18 protein-coding genes and 1 riboswitch are annotated in these 15,965 nt (G+C 63.1%); of the genes, 8 read left to right on the top strand and 10 right to left on the bottom strand.

The features are described 5' to 3' along the window. Window positions 1–340: 340 nt before the first annotated feature. From GFM02_RS09600 to GFM02_RS09590, 3 genes are read right to left on the bottom strand one after another with little or no spacing between them, the layout of a single operon-like run. Window positions 341–1,105: an ABC transporter ATP-binding protein gene (locus tag GFM02_RS09600; RefSeq protein WP_168321527.1), complete on the bottom strand. Its 765-nt coding sequence runs from the start codon at window positions 1,103–1,105 to the stop codon at window positions 341–343. Continuing rightward, complete coding sequence (locus tag GFM02_RS09595; RefSeq protein ID WP_168321526.1) at window positions 1,102–2,142, bottom strand: iron chelate uptake ABC transporter family permease subunit; 1,041 nt, start codon at window positions 2,140–2,142, stop codon at window positions 1,102–1,104. The genes GFM02_RS09600 and GFM02_RS09595 overlap by 4 nt, the downstream gene beginning before the upstream one ends. After that, complete coding sequence (locus GFM02_RS09590) at window positions 2,139–3,155, bottom strand: ABC transporter substrate-binding protein (protein ID WP_168271277.1); 1,017 nt, start codon at window positions 3,153–3,155, stop codon at window positions 2,139–2,141. Before GFM02_RS09590 ends, GFM02_RS09595 begins: the two co-directional genes overlap by 4 nt. A gap of 178 nt (window positions 3,156–3,333) precedes the next feature. Next, a riboswitch (cobalamin riboswitch) is annotated at window positions 3,334–3,589 on the bottom strand. A 208-nt stretch (window positions 3,590–3,797) separates the two neighbouring features. Between GFM02_RS09590 and GFM02_RS09585 the strand changes: the two genes are divergently transcribed. Both GFM02_RS09585 and GFM02_RS09580 read left to right on the top strand, forming a co-directional pair. Beyond that, entirely contained in the window at window positions 3,798–4,055 is a 258-nt protein-coding gene (locus GFM02_RS09585; RefSeq protein WP_168321525.1) for a type II toxin-antitoxin system Phd/YefM family antitoxin, read from the top strand. Next, window positions 4,052–4,435, top strand: a complete 384-nt coding sequence (locus GFM02_RS09580) for a type II toxin-antitoxin system VapC family toxin (protein WP_168271278.1) — start codon at window positions 4,052–4,054, stop codon at window positions 4,433–4,435. Before GFM02_RS09585 ends, GFM02_RS09580 begins: the two co-directional genes overlap by 4 nt. A gap of 33 nt (window positions 4,436–4,468) precedes the next feature. Here the strand turns inward: GFM02_RS09580 and blh are convergent, their stop codons facing one another. Together blh and GFM02_RS09570 are read right to left on the bottom strand one after the other, a co-directional pair. Continuing rightward, window positions 4,469–5,749: a bifunctional sulfur transferase/dioxygenase Blh gene (gene blh, locus GFM02_RS09575; protein ID WP_168321524.1), complete on the bottom strand. Its 1,281-nt coding sequence runs from the start codon at window positions 5,747–5,749 to the stop codon at window positions 4,469–4,471. 166 nt (window positions 5,750–5,915) lie between these two features. Further along, window positions 5,916–6,284, bottom strand: a complete 369-nt coding sequence (locus GFM02_RS09570) for a DsrE family protein (protein ID WP_168321523.1) — start codon at window positions 6,282–6,284, stop codon at window positions 5,916–5,918. Between the two features lie 72 nt (window positions 6,285–6,356). On the opposite strand from GFM02_RS09570, the gene GFM02_RS09565 reads away from it, so the two are divergent. Further along, window positions 6,357–7,367, top strand: coding sequence for an AraC family transcriptional regulator (locus tag GFM02_RS09565; RefSeq protein ID WP_168321677.1), 1,011 nt, complete (start codon window positions 6,357–6,359; stop codon window positions 7,365–7,367). 498 nt (window positions 7,368–7,865) lie between these two features. On the opposite strand, the gene GFM02_RS09560 is transcribed toward GFM02_RS09565, so the two are convergent. After that, window positions 7,866–8,759, bottom strand: a complete 894-nt coding sequence (locus GFM02_RS09560; RefSeq protein ID WP_168321522.1) for an AraC family transcriptional regulator — start codon at window positions 8,757–8,759, stop codon at window positions 7,866–7,868. Between the two features lie 165 nt (window positions 8,760–8,924). Between GFM02_RS09560 and GFM02_RS35445 the strand changes: the two genes are divergently transcribed. Both GFM02_RS35445 and GFM02_RS09555 read left to right on the top strand, forming a co-directional pair. Continuing rightward, on the top strand, window positions 8,925–9,053 hold the full coding sequence (locus GFM02_RS35445; protein ID WP_281411266.1) for a hypothetical protein: 129 nt from the start codon (window positions 8,925–8,927) through the stop codon (window positions 9,051–9,053). Continuing rightward, entirely contained in the window at window positions 9,050–9,805 is a 756-nt protein-coding gene (locus GFM02_RS09555; RefSeq protein WP_168321521.1) for an SDR family NAD(P)-dependent oxidoreductase, read from the top strand. Before GFM02_RS35445 ends, GFM02_RS09555 begins: the two co-directional genes overlap by 4 nt. Before the next feature lie 119 nt (window positions 9,806–9,924). Here the strand turns inward: GFM02_RS09555 and GFM02_RS09550 are convergent, their stop codons facing one another. The 4 genes from GFM02_RS09550 to GFM02_RS09535 form a co-directional block, all read right to left on the bottom strand. Continuing rightward, window positions 9,925–10,221 (bottom strand): VOC family protein, encoded by a 297-nt coding sequence (locus GFM02_RS09550; protein WP_246792180.1) that lies wholly within the window; start codon window positions 10,219–10,221, stop codon window positions 9,925–9,927. Between the two features lie 247 nt (window positions 10,222–10,468). After that, window positions 10,469–10,951 carry a cupin domain-containing protein gene (locus GFM02_RS09545; protein WP_205930246.1) on the bottom strand — a complete coding sequence of 161 codons (483 nt, stop codon included), beginning with the start codon at window positions 10,949–10,951 and terminating at the stop codon, window positions 10,469–10,471. A gap of 43 nt (window positions 10,952–10,994) precedes the next feature. Further along, entirely contained in the window at window positions 10,995–11,375 is a 381-nt protein-coding gene (locus GFM02_RS09540) for a VOC family protein (protein WP_168271366.1), read from the bottom strand. A 221-nt stretch (window positions 11,376–11,596) separates the two neighbouring features. Beyond that, window positions 11,597–11,860 (bottom strand): DUF1127 domain-containing protein, encoded by a 264-nt coding sequence (locus GFM02_RS09535; RefSeq protein WP_168271282.1) that lies wholly within the window; start codon window positions 11,858–11,860, stop codon window positions 11,597–11,599. Window positions 11,861–12,036: 176 nt separating this feature from the next. On the opposite strand from GFM02_RS09535, the gene GFM02_RS09530 reads away from it, so the two are divergent. From GFM02_RS09530 to GFM02_RS09520, 3 genes are all read left to right on the top strand, one after another. After that, window positions 12,037–14,049 (top strand): BTAD domain-containing putative transcriptional regulator, encoded by a 2,013-nt coding sequence (locus tag GFM02_RS09530; protein WP_168321519.1) that lies wholly within the window; start codon window positions 12,037–12,039, stop codon window positions 14,047–14,049. 109 nt (window positions 14,050–14,158) lie between these two features. After that, a complete protein-coding gene (locus tag GFM02_RS09525; protein WP_168321518.1) occupies window positions 14,159–14,695 on the top strand; it encodes an ATP-binding protein in 537 nt (178 codons plus the stop codon). 188 nt (window positions 14,696–14,883) lie between these two features. Continuing rightward, window positions 14,884–15,870: an aldo/keto reductase gene (locus GFM02_RS09520; protein ID WP_168321517.1), complete on the top strand. Its 987-nt coding sequence runs from the start codon at window positions 14,884–14,886 to the stop codon at window positions 15,868–15,870. Window positions 15,871–15,965: the final 95 nt, after the last annotated feature.

Below are 15,965 nucleotides of genomic sequence, written 5' to 3'. Positions count from 1 at the left end.
GCAACCTCCAACGCCCCTTATCCTGAGGCGCGCAGCCCGCAGGGCGAAGCCTCGAAGGACACGCTGCAGCGCTGCTCCTTGCGCTGCTAATCCAAGGCGGGCGCACCCGCCTCGCCCTTCGAGGCCCTTCGGGCGTCTCAGGATGAGGCTCTCTTGGACCTTCGAGACTCCCCAGCGGTTTTGGCAGGATGGCATGCATGAAGAGAAAGGGGTCCAAGACAGCGCCGGTCTCGTGACCCCTGGCGATCCTATGGCCGAAAGCGAGGTCGAAGGTCTCCGACCGTTTCGACCAACAACAATCCCGGATCTCCTCCTTGAGATCGAAATTCCCGACCATCCATCAATCCATGACGTACTGGATATGATGCCGGCCGTGCACGGCCGATTTCTGGACATGGGCGCGAACGCCGAAGACCCGGCCGATCATATCCTCGGTCAGCACAACCTCGGGCGCGCCGGAGGCGACGATCTCGCCTTTCTGAAGCACCGCCAGCTTGTCGCAGAACATCGCCGCCAGATTAAGATCGTGCAGCGCGACGATGCAGGTGATGCCGAGCTTCGAGATCAGCGAGAGAATGTCGAGCTGATGCTGGATATCGAGATGGTTGGTCGGCTCGTCGAGTAGCAGTTCGCTCGGCGCCTGCGCCAGCGATTTGGCAATATGGACGCGCTGACGCTCGCCGCCCGACAGCGTCTGCCAGAGTTGGCCCGCCCTCTCCTGCATGCCCACCCGCGACAGGGCCTCGTCGACGGCGGCGTCGTCTCCGGCACCCCAGGACGACAGCAGCCCGCGATGCGGCGTGCGGCCGAGCCGCGCGACGTCGCGCACGGTCAATTGCGTATCGGTCGTCGACTGCTGCTCGACGAAGGCGACGCGACGCGCAAGGGCTGCGCGCGGCAGCGAGGAAATGTCGTCCTCACCCAGCCGGATGATGCCGCTGCGAACCCTGCGCAGCCGGCAGATCAATCTGAGAAGACTCGATTTGCCGGAACCGTTCGGTCCGAGCAGACCGAGCACCTTGCCCTTTTCCACCGTCAGGCTGACGCCGTTGACGATAACGATATTACCGGCGGCAAAGCTCACCTCGTCGATGCTGATGCTCATGCCTTCCCCCGCACGCGATAGAGGATGACGGCGAAGGCCGGTGCGCCGAAGAGCGCGGTGACGACCCCGATCGGCAGGATCTGCTGCGGGATGATGATGCGCGAAATGATATCGGCGCCGACCATGTAAATCGCGCCGCCGAGCGCCGTTGCCGGCAGCAGCCGCCTATGCGCCGGTCCGACGAGGAAGCGGGCGGCATGGGGGATGACGAGGCCGACGAAGCCGATCGAACCCACCATGCTGACGACGCTTGCCGTCATCGCCGCCGTCATGGCGAACAGCACGATCTGGACGCGGCGTACGGCATTGCCGAGCGAGGCGGCGGCATCCGTGCCGAAGGCGAAGGCGTCGAGCGCCCGCACATGAGCCATTGAGATGACGAAGCCGGCAAGAGCGATTGGCACCGACAGATAGACATCGGGCCAGCGCACGCCGCTGAGCGAACCCAGCAGCCAGAACAGGATGCCGCGCGCCTGCTCGGCATTCGCCGATGTCGTCACGATGTAGGAGGTCATCGCATTGAAGAGCTGCGAACCGGCGACGCCGCACAGGATGATGCGCTCGCCGGTTCCCCCCGTACCCGTCGCCAGGATGCCGACCAGCAGAAAGGCAATGACCGCACCGATGAAGGCGCCGCTCGACAGGCCGAGCGCGCCGTAGCCGAAGCCGAGGATCATCACGCAGACCGCGCCCGTCGAGGCGCCGGCGGAGATGCCGAGCACGTAGGGTTCGGCCAACGGATTGCGCAGCAGCGCCTGGAGGATCGCGCCTGAGAGCGAGAGCGACGCGCCGGCGCTGGCAGCGACGAGCGCGCGGCTCAGGCGATAATCCCAGACGATGCCCTGGTGGATGCGGCTGAGCTCGAAATCCGTTCCGAACAGGCGGTTCGAAACCGCCTCCGCCGTCGTCGCAAGCGGGATGGCGATCTCGCCGATCGAAACGGCGAGACTGATCATCAGCCCGAGCATGAGAAGCGCGGCCGTGGTGAGCGCCGAAAGAGCCCACCATCCCTGTTGCCGGACCGACACTGCCTTCACTGCGCCAGGCCGAAGGACTTGATGCCGTTCGCCAATGTCTCGATACCGTCGATCGTGCGGATCGTCGGGTTCATCGACTGCGCATCCATCATTACGAAGTGCTTGTTTTTGACCGCGTCCAGTTCCTTGGTCACAGGATCGTTCTCGAGGAAATCGACCTTGACCTTGGGATCGTCAGCGGCGTAACGGCGGCGATCCATGGTCGCCAGCACGATCACGGCAGGGTTCGCCTGGGCGATGGTTTCCCAACCGACCAGCGGCCATTCCTCTTCCGTCGTGACGACGTTCTTCGCGCCGATCGTCTTCAGAATATAGGCCGGCGCGCTGTTTTTGCCGGCGATGAAAGCGTCGCCATTGACCTCCTTGCTGGAGAACCAGAAGACGACGGACAGCTTCTCGCCCGAGGCGCCCGATATCGAAGCGACGGCATCCGCCTCGCGTTTCTTCAGTTCCGAAATCAGCGCATCGCCGCGTTCCTTCACGTCGAAGATCTCCGAGAGCTCAGCGATCTCTCGGTAGATCAGCTCCATCGTGAACAGTTCCCCACGCACGCCGTCGCCGCCATCGGTGTTGACCTTGGCGACGCAATCGGCCGGCGCGAGATAGGTATTGACCCCGAGATCCTTGAACTGCTCGCGCTTGCCGACCGAGCCCTGTGCGCCGACATGCCATTCGAACTCGGCCGTCACCAGGTCGGGCTCCTGCCCGACGACAGATTCGAAGCTCGGATCATTGTCGGCAAGCCGTTTGATCTTGCTGTTGGCCTCGGCATATTGTGGCAGGACGGGACCGACCCAGACGCCCGTTCCGGCGATCTTGTCGGCAAGGCCGAGCGAGAAGAGCACTTCGGTCATGCCCTGGCCGATCGAAACGACTTTGGATGGCGCCTTTTCGAAGGTCACCTGCTGGCCGCAATTGGTGATGGTCAAGGGATATCGGGTCGCGGCAAGGCTTGGTGGCGCAAGGCCGGCGAGCCCGAAGGCAAATGTCATGGTGGCGAGAATTTGGCGCATGGAAAACCTCGATGAAGGGAAAAATCACGGCCGTTCCGCGCATATGCGCGGACCGAAAGCACGCTTTGGCGTGCCCTAGCCGCAGAAGGCCCAATCGAGACGGATGCATGCCGGAATTCGGCGAAGGTTCAGCAGGTCAATCATATCTGTTCCTTGTCCGGGCATCCCCGCCCGGTTGATTGGATCGTGATTGACGGCAGGTCTCCTGGCTTGCGGATATCCGTCGTTTCATCCTCCTTCCCGCGATATCTCGCAGTGGCAGGGCTATAAGCCCTTCAGAGATGGCCAGTCGCTGGCCACTCCTGAGATGATCGACAATCCGCTTACAGTTGCGGGGGCAGCCACGGTCTCGGTCCCTACTGGGTCGTCCTCACCGTGTTCCCTATTAATCCCCTTGGAGTCATCTTCAGGGAACCGTCGCGCCCAGTTACGTCGCCCGCCCATGTGCCGTCAATGATTATTCCGAAGGCGCCATGCCGCCAGCGGATAAATATATCGCGTACATAGCTTCATGCCGCCGTTCGCTGCGCGAACTATCCCCGCGCCGTCCGTGACCTGCGAAGATATCCGTTGCTATGGTCCAGAGAATGGTCTAATTTTCCAGAAGAAACTGGTCTGCACTGGTCCTGGAGAGTGCGAACGATGCGAGTGTCTGTGACGGATGCCAAGGGACAATTGACCGAACTGGTCCGGCGCGCCGAAGCCGGGGACGAGGTCATCCTCACCCGGCACGGTCATGCCGCCGTGAAGCTGGTTCCGGTGAGGGTAGCGCCCGATCGGAAATCCCGCCGGACGCTCATGGAAGCGGTGCGGGCCTCCGCCATTGCCAAAGCCGCCGACGGGCCGCCGGCCGCACGCAGCCAGGATTTCCTCTATAGCGATGACGGCCTGCCCGAATGATCGCCGTCGACACCTCCGCCCTGATGGCGATCGTGCTTGGCGAACCACAAGCCGATGCCCTGATTGCCGTCCTCGAAGCCGACGACGATCTCCTGATCTCCGCCGGCACGGTCGCCGAAGCCCTGATCGTCTCGGCCCGTCGCAACGTCGGCGATGAAATGGAACAACTGATCGACGGCCTCGGCTTCGAAATCGTCGCCGTCACCCCTGCCTCCGCCCGCCGCATCGCCGAAGCCTACCGCACCTGGGGCAAAGGCGCCCATCCCGCCAGCCTGAACTTCGGCGACTGCTTCGCCTATGAGGTGGCTCGGGAACATGCGTGCCGGCTGCTATTTGCGGGGGATGACTTCGTCAGGACCGATGTGGAAAGCGCGCTTTGAACGATGCGGCAGTTGCCACGTCCACGCCTACCCTCACAACGCATCCAGCGGTATCTTCAGATACCGCCGGCCATTCCCCTCCGGCTCGGGCAGCCGCCCGCCGCGGATATTCACCTGCAGCGCGTGCAGCATAAGCTTCGGCTTCGGCAGCGTGCGGTCGCGCGCCTGGCGCAGCGCCACGAAGCCGGCCTCGTCGATGCCTGATATATGCGGATTGGCGCGCTTCTGCGCCGCCACCGTGCTTTCCCAGCGCGGGTGCCGGCCGCCGGGCTGATAATCGTGGCCGGAAAAGAGGCGGGTCTCCTCGGGCAGCGACAGGATGGCCTGGATCGACTGCCAGAGGGCGGCAGCGCTGCCGCCCGGGAAATCCGTGCGCGCCGTGCCGGAATCCGGCGTGAACACCGTGTCGTGCACGAAGGCGGCGTCGCCGATTACATAGGTCACCGAGGCAAGGGTATGGCCGGGCGAAAACATCACGCGGGCTTTAAGCGCACCGATCTCGAACGTGTCGCCATCGGCAAACAGCCGGTCCCATTGCGAGCCGTCGGTTTTAAGCTCCGGCCAGTTGTAGATCTCCTGCCAGAGCGTCTGGACGTCGGTGACATGGATGCCGATCGCCGTCGGCGCACCGGTCTTTTCATGCAGATAATGCGCGGCGGAGAAATGATCGGCATGTGGATGGGTGTCGAGGATCCACTCGACCGTCAGCCCTTCGCTTTCGACATGAGCGAGGATGGCATCGGCATTGGCCGTCCTCGTCGCCCCCGACATCTCGTCGAAATCGAGCACCGGGTCGATGATGGCACAGCGTTTCGTCGCCGGGTCGGAAACCACATATTGCACACTGCAGGTGCGGGGCTCGAAGAAGGCCTTCACATGTGGCGCCTGCCCTGCCCGCTTCTCCAGCCAGCTGCGCGCACCGGCAAGATCGAAGCCGAGGTTTTGACCGAAGGCCTCGACATCCCCGGGCTTCATTCGCCCGTCGAGCACCTCGCCCAGCGCATGGAGCGTCAGCGCCCGCGTGCCGCTCTTGCAATGGGCGACGACCGGTCCCTTCGCTTGCGCCATCGCCGCCTGGAAGGCGAAGATATCGGCCTCGGTGATCTCGGACCCCTTCACCGGCACGAAACTGTAGGAAAGCCCGGCGGCCGCGGCGGAAGCTTTTTCCGCCGTATTGCCCGGCTGGCCCGGCTCCTCGCCATCAGGCCGGGCATTGATGACGGCAGCAAAGCCGTCTGCGGCGAAAGCGGCAAAGGCTGCGGCGTCGGGCTGCCCCGCCACCGATAGCAGTTCATTGACCTTCACGCATGTCATTGAAGCCCCCGAAAGCCCGCGCCGCCCTCATCATGCAGTATCGCATGTATATCGACCCAATCACACAAGTATATTTCCGAGCGCAAGAATGCCGCAGATCATCAAAGTTTCGGGATGCCGGTGTAAGACGCTTTCCTCAACGCCCGCCCAACCCGGCTTTCCCCGGTCAAAACGACAGCGTCGCAGCACCTTCCTTGATCTCGGCATGCATGGCGCTGGCGCCGACGATGACGACGCCGTCGAGCAAATCTTCCTTGTTGTAGCCGCGGGAAGTCACGCAGGGCGGGCAGGCCCAGATCGTGCCACCGCGCTGCTGGAAATTCTCGATCAGGCTCGCGAGCGGTTCGAGCGGCGGCACATGCGCCATGCGCTGGCCACCCTTGCGCACCAGGTCGATCCCGGTGCTGGTGAGGAATACCGAGACCTTCAGCCCGGCGGTGATGCCGCCATTGGCAATGGTGAAGGCAACGGAGGACAGTTCGGATTCGATGCCTTTGGTCACGAGCACGACCAGTTTGTCGCATTGAGTTTGCATAGTATTCTCCCAATCGAGTTGCAGTGAACGTGTCGATGATAGGAGGACGCGCGACGCGCGTATTTGGCCGGGATGCGTGAAGCCTTGTCCGAAAATCCAGACGATGCCGGCGGCGTGACGCGTGACGATGTGCTGTCGGCGCTGCTCTCGACGATCCGCCTGTCGGGATCGCTGCAGTTCTGCTTCATGCCGACCGGCGACTGGCAGACCGATGCCACGCCCTCGCTCGCCAGCCTTTCGGCCAAGGCCTCGGGCGCGATGCCGTTTCACATCGTTGTGGAGGGCCGCTGCTGGCTGAAGACGGAAGGCGAAGAGAGCGAGCTGGAAGCCGGCGACGTACTGGTCTTCCCCTTCGGCACCGGCCATCAGCTCGGCGCAGGCAGAGACGGCATGCTGGTACTGCCGACCCGCGATCTGCCGCAGAAGCCATGGCGTGAGATTCCCGTGCTGCGTTACGGCGACGAGACACAAGGCGTGCGTCTTCTCTGCGGCTATCTGCAGTGGGACGGGCTGAGCTTCGCGCCGCTTCGGCAGTCCCTGCCGAGCCTTATCCATGTCAGAACGCGGGCCGCCAATGACGGTGACTGGCTGCGCGCCACCATCCGCCAGATGGTCGAGGAGGTCGACAGGCCACGGGCCGGCGGCGTCTCGATGCTGCCGCGACTGACGGAAATTATCTTCATCGAAATCCTGAGGCACCAGATCATGATGGCCGAGCCGCATGCGATCGGCTGGCTGGCAGCGCTCGCCGATCCGGCGCTGTCGCGCTGCCTCTCCCTCATCCACGACGACCCCAAACGCGACTGGTCGCTGGAGCAACTGGCCGCGGCATCGGGAATGTCGCGCAGCGCGCTGGCCGAACGCTTCCAGGCGATGCTTTCGACATCGCCGATCCGCTATATCCGGGACTGGCGGCTTTATCTCGCAAGCGTGGCGCTCGCCACCTCAGGCCAGCCGATCGCGGCGATCGCCTACGACGCCGGCTATGCCACCGAAGCCGCCTTCAACCGCGCCTTTTCCCGCACCTTCGGCACCCCGCCGGCGGCGTGGCGGGCGACGGCGTCCACGAGAGGCTCATCCTGAGATGCCCCGAAGGGATCGTGTCGCTGCACGTCTGAATATACCGAAATCTCGCGATATCGGGTCGACCTCTGCCTTGCTAGCATCACAATTGTCAGAGGAGCGACACGCTGTACTTGGGATGGAGAAAATAATGACGCCAGTCGGAATCAGGATTGCGGCGGTAATGTTCTCGGTTGCCGTTTGGGCTATGATTATAACAGCCGCAATGCACATTCCGATGATTGAGACGCACACATTGATACTGGCGCTCGCCAGATAGCCTGGCATGTCATCGCCAATGCGCCACGAGTGCAATCGAATATCCGACGGCGCGGGATTGAGGGTGTACTGGACCGAGGAGCGGCAGCGCCCAAGAGAGCCTTACCCTGAGGGGCTTCGAAGGACGAGGCGTGTGCGCCGGCGCCAGATGGATGCAGAGAGCAGCGTTGCGGCGTGCCCTTCGAGGCTCCGCCCTACGGGCTGCACGCCTCAGGATGAGGGCCGTTGGTGGATGCCGCTCTAAGCCGCCACCGGCCCCCGGTCCCGCGCCGCTTTCATGTCCCTGACCGGCGACAGGCCGAACATGCGGCCGTATTCCCGGGTGAACTGCGGCACGCTCTCATAGCCGACGGCAAAGGCGGCGTGGCTGGCTGGGACACCTTCGGCAAGCATCAGCCGCCGCGCCTCGATCAGCCGCAGCTGCTTCTGGAATTGCAGGGGCGAGAGCGAGGTGACGGCGCGAAAGTGCTGGTGGAAGGAGGATGGGCTCATGCCTGCCACCGCAGCCAGCCTCTCCACCGGCACGGTCTCGGCGAACTCGGCGCGCAGCACTGCCACCGCCCGCGCCACGCGCCGTACATGGCCATCCGGCCAGCCGAGCCGGCGGATCGCCGAGCCGTGCCGGCCGGCAAGCAGCCAGTAATGCATCTCCCGCATCAACTGCGCCTGCAGCACCGGCACCGAGGCCGGGCGGTCGAGCAGGCGCATCAGCCGCAGCGCCGCATCCGCCACTTCCGCATCGGTCGGCTCGACGCGCACCGGCGCGCCATCCGCCACCCGGGCGAGCTTCATCTCGACGCTGAGCTCGGCGATCAGTGCCGGGTCGAGGTCGAGCACCAGCGAGTAATAGGGCCGGCCGATGCTTGCCGCGGTGATCTCGCTCACCGTCGGCACATCGGCCGTGATCAGCAGCGAGTCTCCGGCGCTGAAATCGAACACGTCATCGCCCATCGTCACGCGCTTGGCACCCTGCACGACAAGCGCCACCAGCGGCTTGGAGATCGCATATTGCATGTCGCTCGGCATCGTCGCGCGGATGGTGGCAAGGCCTGGAATCGGCGTGCGCGCCAGGCCGGAGAGATCGGCATGGGTCTCCGTATAACGGCGAACGGCTTCCAATAGCGTCTCTGTCATCCCTGGCCTCTCCTGCAGTCGAGCCACCCTAAGCCGAAATTGGAGGTTTAGGCAATATCCCTAGCGATTCCGGCAACACCACCCGCCTTCCCTCTGAGATAGTCACACCGTCAGAGAGACGAGACGCCTGATCGCAACGGATCGCCGAACGCAAGGAGGTCTTCGATGACTGAAATCTCCCATGCCGGTACAGGATTCGGCGAAATAGGCAAAATGTCAGGCGCTTCGGGCAACGGGCCTCGCCCGTCTTTTCCGATCGTCGCACCAACACACCACGAAGGAATTTCGAAATGAGCAAGATTGCAATCGTCACCGGCGCCAGCCGCGGCCTCGGCCGCAACGCGGCTGTCAGCATCGCCCGCCATGGCGGCGATGTCATCCTGACCTACCGCAGCGGCAAGGCCGAGGCCGAAGCCGTGGTCGGCGAAATCGAAGCCATTGGCCGCAAGGCTGTCGCCCTGCCGCTCGATGTCGGCAATGTCGCAACCTTCCCCGCCTTCGCCGATCAGGTCCGTAAGGCGCTGCACGACAAGTTCCGGCGCGATAGCTTCGACCACCTCGTCAACAATGCCGGCCACGGCGAAATGGCAATGTTTGCCGAGACCACCGAGGCGCAGTTCGACGCGCTGTTCGACGTCCATGTCAAGGGCGTGTTCTTCCTCACCCAGGCGCTGCTGCCGCTGCTTGCCGATGGCGGCCGCATCGTCAACTTTTCCTCCGGCCTCACCCGTGTCTCCTATCCCGGCTTCTCCGCCTATTCGGCCGCCAAGGGCGCAATCGAGATCCTCACCGTCTACCTCGCCAAGGAACTCGGCAGCCGCGGCATTACGGTCAACACCGTCGCGCCCGGCGCCATCGAAACCGATTTCCTCGGCGGCGCCGTCCGCGACATGCCCGACCTCAACAGCCAGTTCGCCGGCATGATCGCGCTTGGCCGCGTCGGCGTGCCCGACGATATCGGCCCGATGATCGCAAGCCTGCTCGGCGACGACAACCGCTGGATCACCGCCCAGCGCATCGAAGTCTCCGGCGGCCAGGTCATCTGAACTCGCCTGCCGCCAGACAGCAAAAAGCCCCGCCAATCATTGACGGGGCTGTTCTTCCTGAAAATCGCTTCGGCATTACGCCCTACAGCGCCGCGCGCCTTTTCCCGCACCTTCGGGGATCAAGCGGATGGATTGGCGACGCCGGTTTGTTCCATCTCCTTCTGAACGACGCAGAACCTGTTTCCATCAGGATCAGCCAGAACGATATAGTCCGCGCCTTCGGGATAGCGCCAATCCACACGCTGCGCTCCAAGAGACAACAGCCGCTCGACCTCGGCTTGCTGATCGGATGCATAGAGATCGAGATGATGGCGCTGGTGGGTGGTGGGGTCGGATGAAACGATCGTGATCGCCATCTGCTGTCCTTCGCCCGTGACCGGGACAAGAATGGCCCAATCTTCCGACGGCTCTCGCAAAGGTTTATAATTCAAGGCCGCGCGCCAGAATCGATGGCGCGCGCAACATCCCTCACACCCCAGACAATCGACCCAATCGTAAGCATCAAATGTGCCTCCTCAAGACCAATGCGCGCGTCGGTGACATGGACGCAGCGCGGTTAGGACATACGGATATTTCCAAGCGACAGGACTCTTGAGAGAGTGCCATGCCGCGAAAGCGATCACGCCGACAATAGACAGACCCGCTCGACTCCCTGAGGACCAATCAGCGCGGTTGCGGTGCCGTCAATCCGAGGGCCAGCGTGATGTCGTTGATGATCCCCAGTCGCGCTTCGATTACCGCGATTTTCTCGGGCGTATCGGCACCAAAAGCCTCGATATCGATGAACAATTGCTCGCAGCCGCCCGGCGTGACCGTGCCGAACATCTGGCCGGGTTCGTCGCCTATGTTTCGCCAGCTGTGCAGTACATGTGGCGGCAGAACGACGACGGTTCCCACAGGCGTGTCGAACGCCTCGTCGCCGCACTGGAATCGATAGAGACCGCGAACGACCCGAAAGACTTCCGTCTCCCGGGTGTGCGTGTGCGGGGCCGGACCATGACCCGGCGGCGTGAAGGTTTCCCACATCCCGAACGCGCCGCCGGTCTCGGCGGCCGTGGCATGGATGACGATCCTCGCGCCGAAGGGCGTGCTCGCCACGCGCTCCTTGCCGGGCAAAGAGACAACGGCATTCCTGAAACTCGACATATCCACCTCCCCTCGATTGCATTCTTTGGGCAGAGCCCTGCGCTCACCCTTGTGGCGCCGGCTCGTTGAGCATCGCTTCGATATTGTATCCGTCGGGATCGAGAACGAAGCAGGCATAATAGTTCTCTTCATATTCCGGCCGCAGGCCGGGCGCGCCGTTGTCCCGGGCGCCGGCTTCGAGCGCGGCCCGATAAAACGCCTCGACCTCCGCCCTGCTCCGAACCCGGAAGGCAACGTGCAAACGCGTCAGAGGCGGCTTGTCGTCGGTGTGCTGGATCTCGAACAGGCTGCCGCCGACATCGAAGGCCCAGAACACGCCCTCCTTCCCGAAGGTACGGCGATAGCCCAGAGGGTCGAGAGCGCGTTCATAGAACAGCTTGCTCTTCTCAAGGTCACTCACTGCAATGGTAATATGATCGATCATGCCGTGCATCCCTATCGTTCCAGCGTCCCATCATAGTCGAAATCGCCGCGGCGGAAAAACTGACGACTGATGGCGAAGGGTGGCCAGATCAACGGTCCCTGCCCAGACAGAGCGGGAATCAACGATTGCCTGCTGCCAATCGAATCTGGCGCCAAGCTTGCACCTTGGATCCTCGCCTTGTCGACCGGCAGCCGACGCGTCCGCGCAGTCGAACATTCGGACTATCGCATTGACATCAACTTCGTCATCAGCCCTGCTTTGATTTCGAGCACGGGTCGATTGATTTGGGGATGGCCGATGTCACCCCGGGGATGGCCGATGTCCCTCAGCTGGTCGGGCGTCAGATCTGCCAATGCCTTCCGTCTTGCGACGCTCCGCTGCCACCTCCTCAGGGCAGCGACAATGATTGCTACGCTGTTCGGCCTGAACCCGAACAACTGTCCTTTCGGCGCGCTGATGCCGGCGTGAGTTTCCGTGTGAGCCATTTTCAGTCTCCCATTTGTGAGATTTGCAAGTGGGAGCCTGACACGCGGGCGTATTCCGGCTGTTCGGTTCGGCGTGAACGGCCAGGAAAACTTCGACAAGCCGCCGCTAAATCGGTGTTAAATCTATCTGCCGAAATGCTATTCTGCGGTCGCGGTCGAAATCTGGGAGACGATCTTTGCGCATCAGGTTGCTGGGTGGCCTTGAAGTGATGTCCCGGGAGCACCGGCAAATCCGCTTCGCCACGCGCAAGACGTCACTTCTTTTTGCTGCCCTGGTGCTTGCAGGCCGCCGCGGCCATCGCAGGGAACTGCTTTCCGAAGCTTTCTGGCCAGGACGAAGCAATGAGCAGGCCCGCAACAGCCTGCGCCAGGCGCTGGTCGATATCAGGCGATCGTTTCCGGCTGGCGGGGATGCCACCGTCTACATTGACGGGGATCAGGAGACCGTCGCGCTGATAACAGGTCCTGATGAAACCGACATTTCGATCTTCGACCGTAAACTGGAGGCCGGCCGGACGGCCGATCTCGCCTTCGCCGCCGATCTCTACCGTGGCGAGGTGCTGGCAGGCGAGGCCATTCCGGACGAATTGGACGAGTGGTTCGGCCCGTATCGGAGCACATATCAACGCAAGGCGCTGCAACTGGTGGAGCGGCTGAGCCAAGCGCTTTCCGAGCCAGGCACCGCGGAAGAATCGGCCTGCGAAGGACTGGCCGAAAGGCTGCTCGCTGCGGACCCGACCGTGGAGGCCGCCCATCGGGCGCTGATGCGGATCCACGCTCTCAGGGGTCACGAGAACGCGGCTCTGCGCCAATACGAAGCCTGCCGGGCGCTCTTGAAGAAGCATCTTCAGGCTGAACCAGAAGCACAGACGTCCTCCCTGGCAGCTTCGCTGCAATCGCGGCAGGAACCCGGACATCCGCTGAGCGCACCGGCCGCCGACGTCGGAGCGCAGCCGCAGCTCTTCCCCGCCCCGGCGAAGCATCACGACCGGCCATCGGTTGCGGTCCTGCCATTTCAGAATTTGAGCGGCGACACGGAGCAGGAATATTTTGCCGACGGCATCGTCGAGGACATTACCATCGCGCTTGCTCAATTCCGCCACCTCTACGTCATCGCCCGGAATTCGAGCTTCACCTATAAAGGTCAGGCGGTCGACATAAAGCAGGTCGGGCGTGAGCTGGACGTACGCTACGTCGTCGAAGGGAGTGTGCGCCGGACGGGTGACCGCCTGCGCATTGCCGGGCGGCTCATCGATACATCGACCGGTACACATCTTTGGGCCGATCGTTTTGACGGAACCCTGGCGAATGTCTTCGATCTTCAGGATCAGGTCGCCTCGAGCATCGTCGGCGCCATAACGCCGAAAGTGGAGGAAGCTGAGATCGAGCGTGCCAAACGCAAGCCGACCGAGAGCCTCGACGCCTACGACTACTATCTCCGCGGCCTGGCGGCCTTCGACCGGACGATCACCAACAGATCGGTCATCGACGAGGCCTTGCGGCTTTTCAGGAAGGCGATCGAGCGTGACCCGGAATTCGCCATAGCCCATGCCCGAGCGGCACGCTGCTACGCCACCCGAAAGAGCAATGGCTGGATGCTTAATCCCGCAGACGAGACTGCCGAAGCGACCCGGCTGGCGAGGAGAGCGGTCGAACTCGGCTGGAACGATGCGGTTGCGCTCACCTACGGCGGATATGTCATCGGTTATGTCGGCAGCGATCTCGATGACAGTGCGGCCTGCATCGATCGCGCACTCTTCCTCAACCCGAACCTGGCGGCTGCGCTCGGCGTCAGCAGCTGGGTGAAGGCCTGCCTGGGCGAGCCTGATAAGGCCGTTGAACACGCTACACTTGCCATGCGTCTCAGCCCTTTGGATCCGCGCCTCTTTGCCTGGCAGTTCAACATCGGTCTCGCGCATTTTTGCGCCGGCCACTATGACGATGCTGCCGCCTGGGCAGGAAAATCGCTACACCACCAGCCGAACTACCCGAGCGCCATGCGCGTGATGGCGGCGAGCCAGGCCATGGCCGGGCGGCTTGTGCAAGCCCGCGAAACGATCGCCCGCCTGTGCCTGATGGACCCCGCCCTCCGGCTTTCCAATCTCGCCGACGTGCTCCCGCCATTCCGAAGACCGGACGATCGCAGCCGATATATCGAGGCTCTCAGGATGGCGGGGCTGCCGGAGTAGCTGCCGTTTCAGCGGCTTCTTTAGAACGAAAGGGACCATGGCCGGGCTATTGCCGCCCCCCTATCGGCTAATTGCGAAACGATGCTGCTTCGTGCGAAAATGCCGCGCGATGGATCACACGGGCGAAGTTCTCATTCTCACCGGGCCACCGGGCTCGGGAAAAACCACGACGGCCGAGGCGCTCGCCCGCGAGCCCGGCTCGCCGAAGGTCCACCTTCATTCCGACGACTTCTGGCATTTCATCAAGAACGGCGCGATCCCGCCCTATCTACCGGAAGCGCATGAACAGAATATCGTTGTCGTCGACGTGTTGACGAAGGCGGCGTCAGGCTATGCCGGCGGCGGCTACTTCGTCGTCGTGGACGGCATCGTCGGGCCGTGGTTCCTGGAACCGTTCCGGAAAATCGCGGCACCCCTCCACTACGTAGTCCTGCGTCCGCCGCTCGATGTCGCCATCCGGCGCTGCCGGGAGCGTGGCGGCGACACGCTGACCGATCCCGGCCCTATTGCGGCGCTCCATCAGCAATTCTCATCACTTGGCCCGTTCGAGCAACATGTGGTCTCGACGGAGGGGCATGACAGGGACGACACGTTGCGCACGGTGATCGAGGCTATGCGCAACGGCACGTTTCGCCTGGCGTCATAACGTAAGACCCTCAGCTTCGGCTCAAGCGGCAGACACTGCCGGGATTCTCTTACCCGATCCCGGTTCGTCCTCTCCGAGCGAGCCGGGAAACTCATGAACGGACCTCATAAGTTCATGCCGATATCTCCGGCTAATCGCCGCCGGACTTTGCCCTATCTTGGGATCAAACCTGGGAAGGAGGACGTGAAATGATCAAGCGCAAACTCGGCCAAAGAGGCCCTGACGTCTCGGCGGTCGGCTTCGGCTGCATGGGGCTGAACTACCATCGCGGGCCGGCGATGGAGCGTGGTGATGCCGTCGCGCTCCTGCGGGCGGCCCACGACCGGGGTGTCACCTTCTTCGACACTGCCGAAGCCTACGGGCCGTTCACCAACGAGGAACTCGTCGGCGAGGCGCTGGCGCCGATCCGTGATGAGGTGGTGATCGCGACGAAATTCGGCTTCAGGGATGGCCGGCCGGAAGTCGGCCTGGATAGCCGGCCGGAACGCATCCGTGTGGTCGTCGAAGAAGCCCTCAAGCGGCTTCGCACCGATCGCATCGATATCTTCTACCAGCATCGGGTCGACCCTGCCGTACCGATCGAAGAGGTGGAAAGCACGGTCAAAGATCTGATCGGCGCCGGCAAAGTGCTGCATTTCGGCCTGTCAGAAGCGGGCGTCGAAGCCATCCGCCGCGCCCATGCCGTCCAGCCGGTCACCGTGTTGCAAAGCGAATATTCGCTGTGGCGGCGCAACCCGGAGCGGGAAATCCTGCCCATCGTCGAAGAACTTGGCATCGGCTTCGTGCCCTACAGCCCGCTCGGCCGCGGCTTCCTCGCCGGCAAGATGGACGAGAACACCAGTTTCGAAGGCGGCAACGACCACCGCCACACCAATCCGCGCCTCTCAGCCGAAAACCGCAAGGCGAACCAGCCGGTGGTCGATGCGATCGAGGCCATCGCCGCCCGCAAAAACGCCACCGCGGCCCAGATCGCCATCGCCTGGCTGATGGCGCTCAAGCCCTGGATCATGCCCATTCCCGGCACCACCAAGCTGCACCGGCTGGAGGAGAATATCGCTGCCGCCGACATCACCTTCACATCGGAGGAACTGGCCGGGATCGATGCGGTCTTCTCGGGCATCGAGATCCACGGCGACCGCTACTCGGGAACATCGGCAGCCCGCGTCACGCGGTGAGCCGACGACACCGATCGTTCGATGCTACAGCACGAACATCCTTGTCTCTCGGTGGCCGGCGTCGGACGGATGCGGGAGCAGCGTTGCGGCGTGTC

This window comes from Rhizobium leguminosarum bv. viciae, from assembly GCF_012276115.1.
Taxonomy (GTDB): Bacteria; Pseudomonadota; Alphaproteobacteria; order Rhizobiales; family Rhizobiaceae; genus Rhizobium; species Rhizobium leguminosarum_T.
The sequence above is the reverse complement of the archived record's forward strand: the minus strand, read 5'-3'. Positions and strand labels throughout refer to the sequence as shown.

Excerpts from the sequence above, each read along its gene's own strand:
- GFM02_RS09570 (WP_168321523.1), bottom strand. The coding sequence starts at position 6,284 with ATGCAAACTCAATGCGACAAACTGGTCGTGCTCGTGACCAAAGGCATC.
- GFM02_RS09590 (WP_168271277.1), bottom strand. The coding sequence starts at position 3,155 with ATGCGCCAAATTCTCGCCACCATGACATTTGCCTTCGGGCTCGCCGGC.
- GFM02_RS09555 (WP_168321521.1), top strand. The coding sequence starts at position 9,050 with ATGAGCAAGATTGCAATCGTCACCGGCGCCAGCCGCGGCCTCGGCCGC.
- GFM02_RS09600 (WP_168321527.1), bottom strand. The coding sequence starts at position 1,105 with ATGAGCATCAGCATCGACGAGGTGAGCTTTGCCGCCGGTAATATCGTT.
- GFM02_RS09540 (WP_168271366.1), bottom strand. The coding sequence starts at position 11,375 with ATGATCGATCATATTACCATTGCAGTGAGTGACCTTGAGAAGAGCAAG.
- blh (WP_168321524.1), bottom strand. The coding sequence starts at position 5,749 with ATGACATGCGTGAAGGTCAATGAACTGCTATCGGTGGCGGGGCAGCCC.
- GFM02_RS09560 (WP_168321522.1), bottom strand. The coding sequence starts at position 8,759 with ATGACAGAGACGCTATTGGAAGCCGTTCGCCGTTATACGGAGACCCAT.
- GFM02_RS09585 (WP_168321525.1), top strand. The coding sequence starts at position 3,798 with ATGCGAGTGTCTGTGACGGATGCCAAGGGACAATTGACCGAACTGGTC.
- GFM02_RS09580 (WP_168271278.1), top strand. The coding sequence starts at position 4,052 with ATGATCGCCGTCGACACCTCCGCCCTGATGGCGATCGTGCTTGGCGAA.
- GFM02_RS09520 (WP_168321517.1), top strand. The coding sequence starts at position 14,884 with ATGATCAAGCGCAAACTCGGCCAAAGAGGCCCTGACGTCTCGGCGGTC.
- GFM02_RS09545 (WP_205930246.1), bottom strand. The coding sequence starts at position 10,951 with ATGTCGAGTTTCAGGAATGCCGTTGTCTCTTTGCCCGGCAAGGAGCGC.
- GFM02_RS09525 (WP_168321518.1), top strand. The coding sequence starts at position 14,159 with ATGGATCACACGGGCGAAGTTCTCATTCTCACCGGGCCACCGGGCTCG.
- GFM02_RS35445 (WP_281411266.1), top strand. The coding sequence starts at position 8,925 with ATGACTGAAATCTCCCATGCCGGTACAGGATTCGGCGAAATAGGCAAA.
- GFM02_RS09565 (WP_168321677.1), top strand. The coding sequence starts at position 6,357 with ATGCGTGAAGCCTTGTCCGAAAATCCAGACGATGCCGGCGGCGTGACG.
- GFM02_RS09535 (WP_168271282.1), bottom strand. The coding sequence starts at position 11,860 with ATGGCTCACACGGAAACTCACGCCGGCATCAGCGCGCCGAAAGGACAG.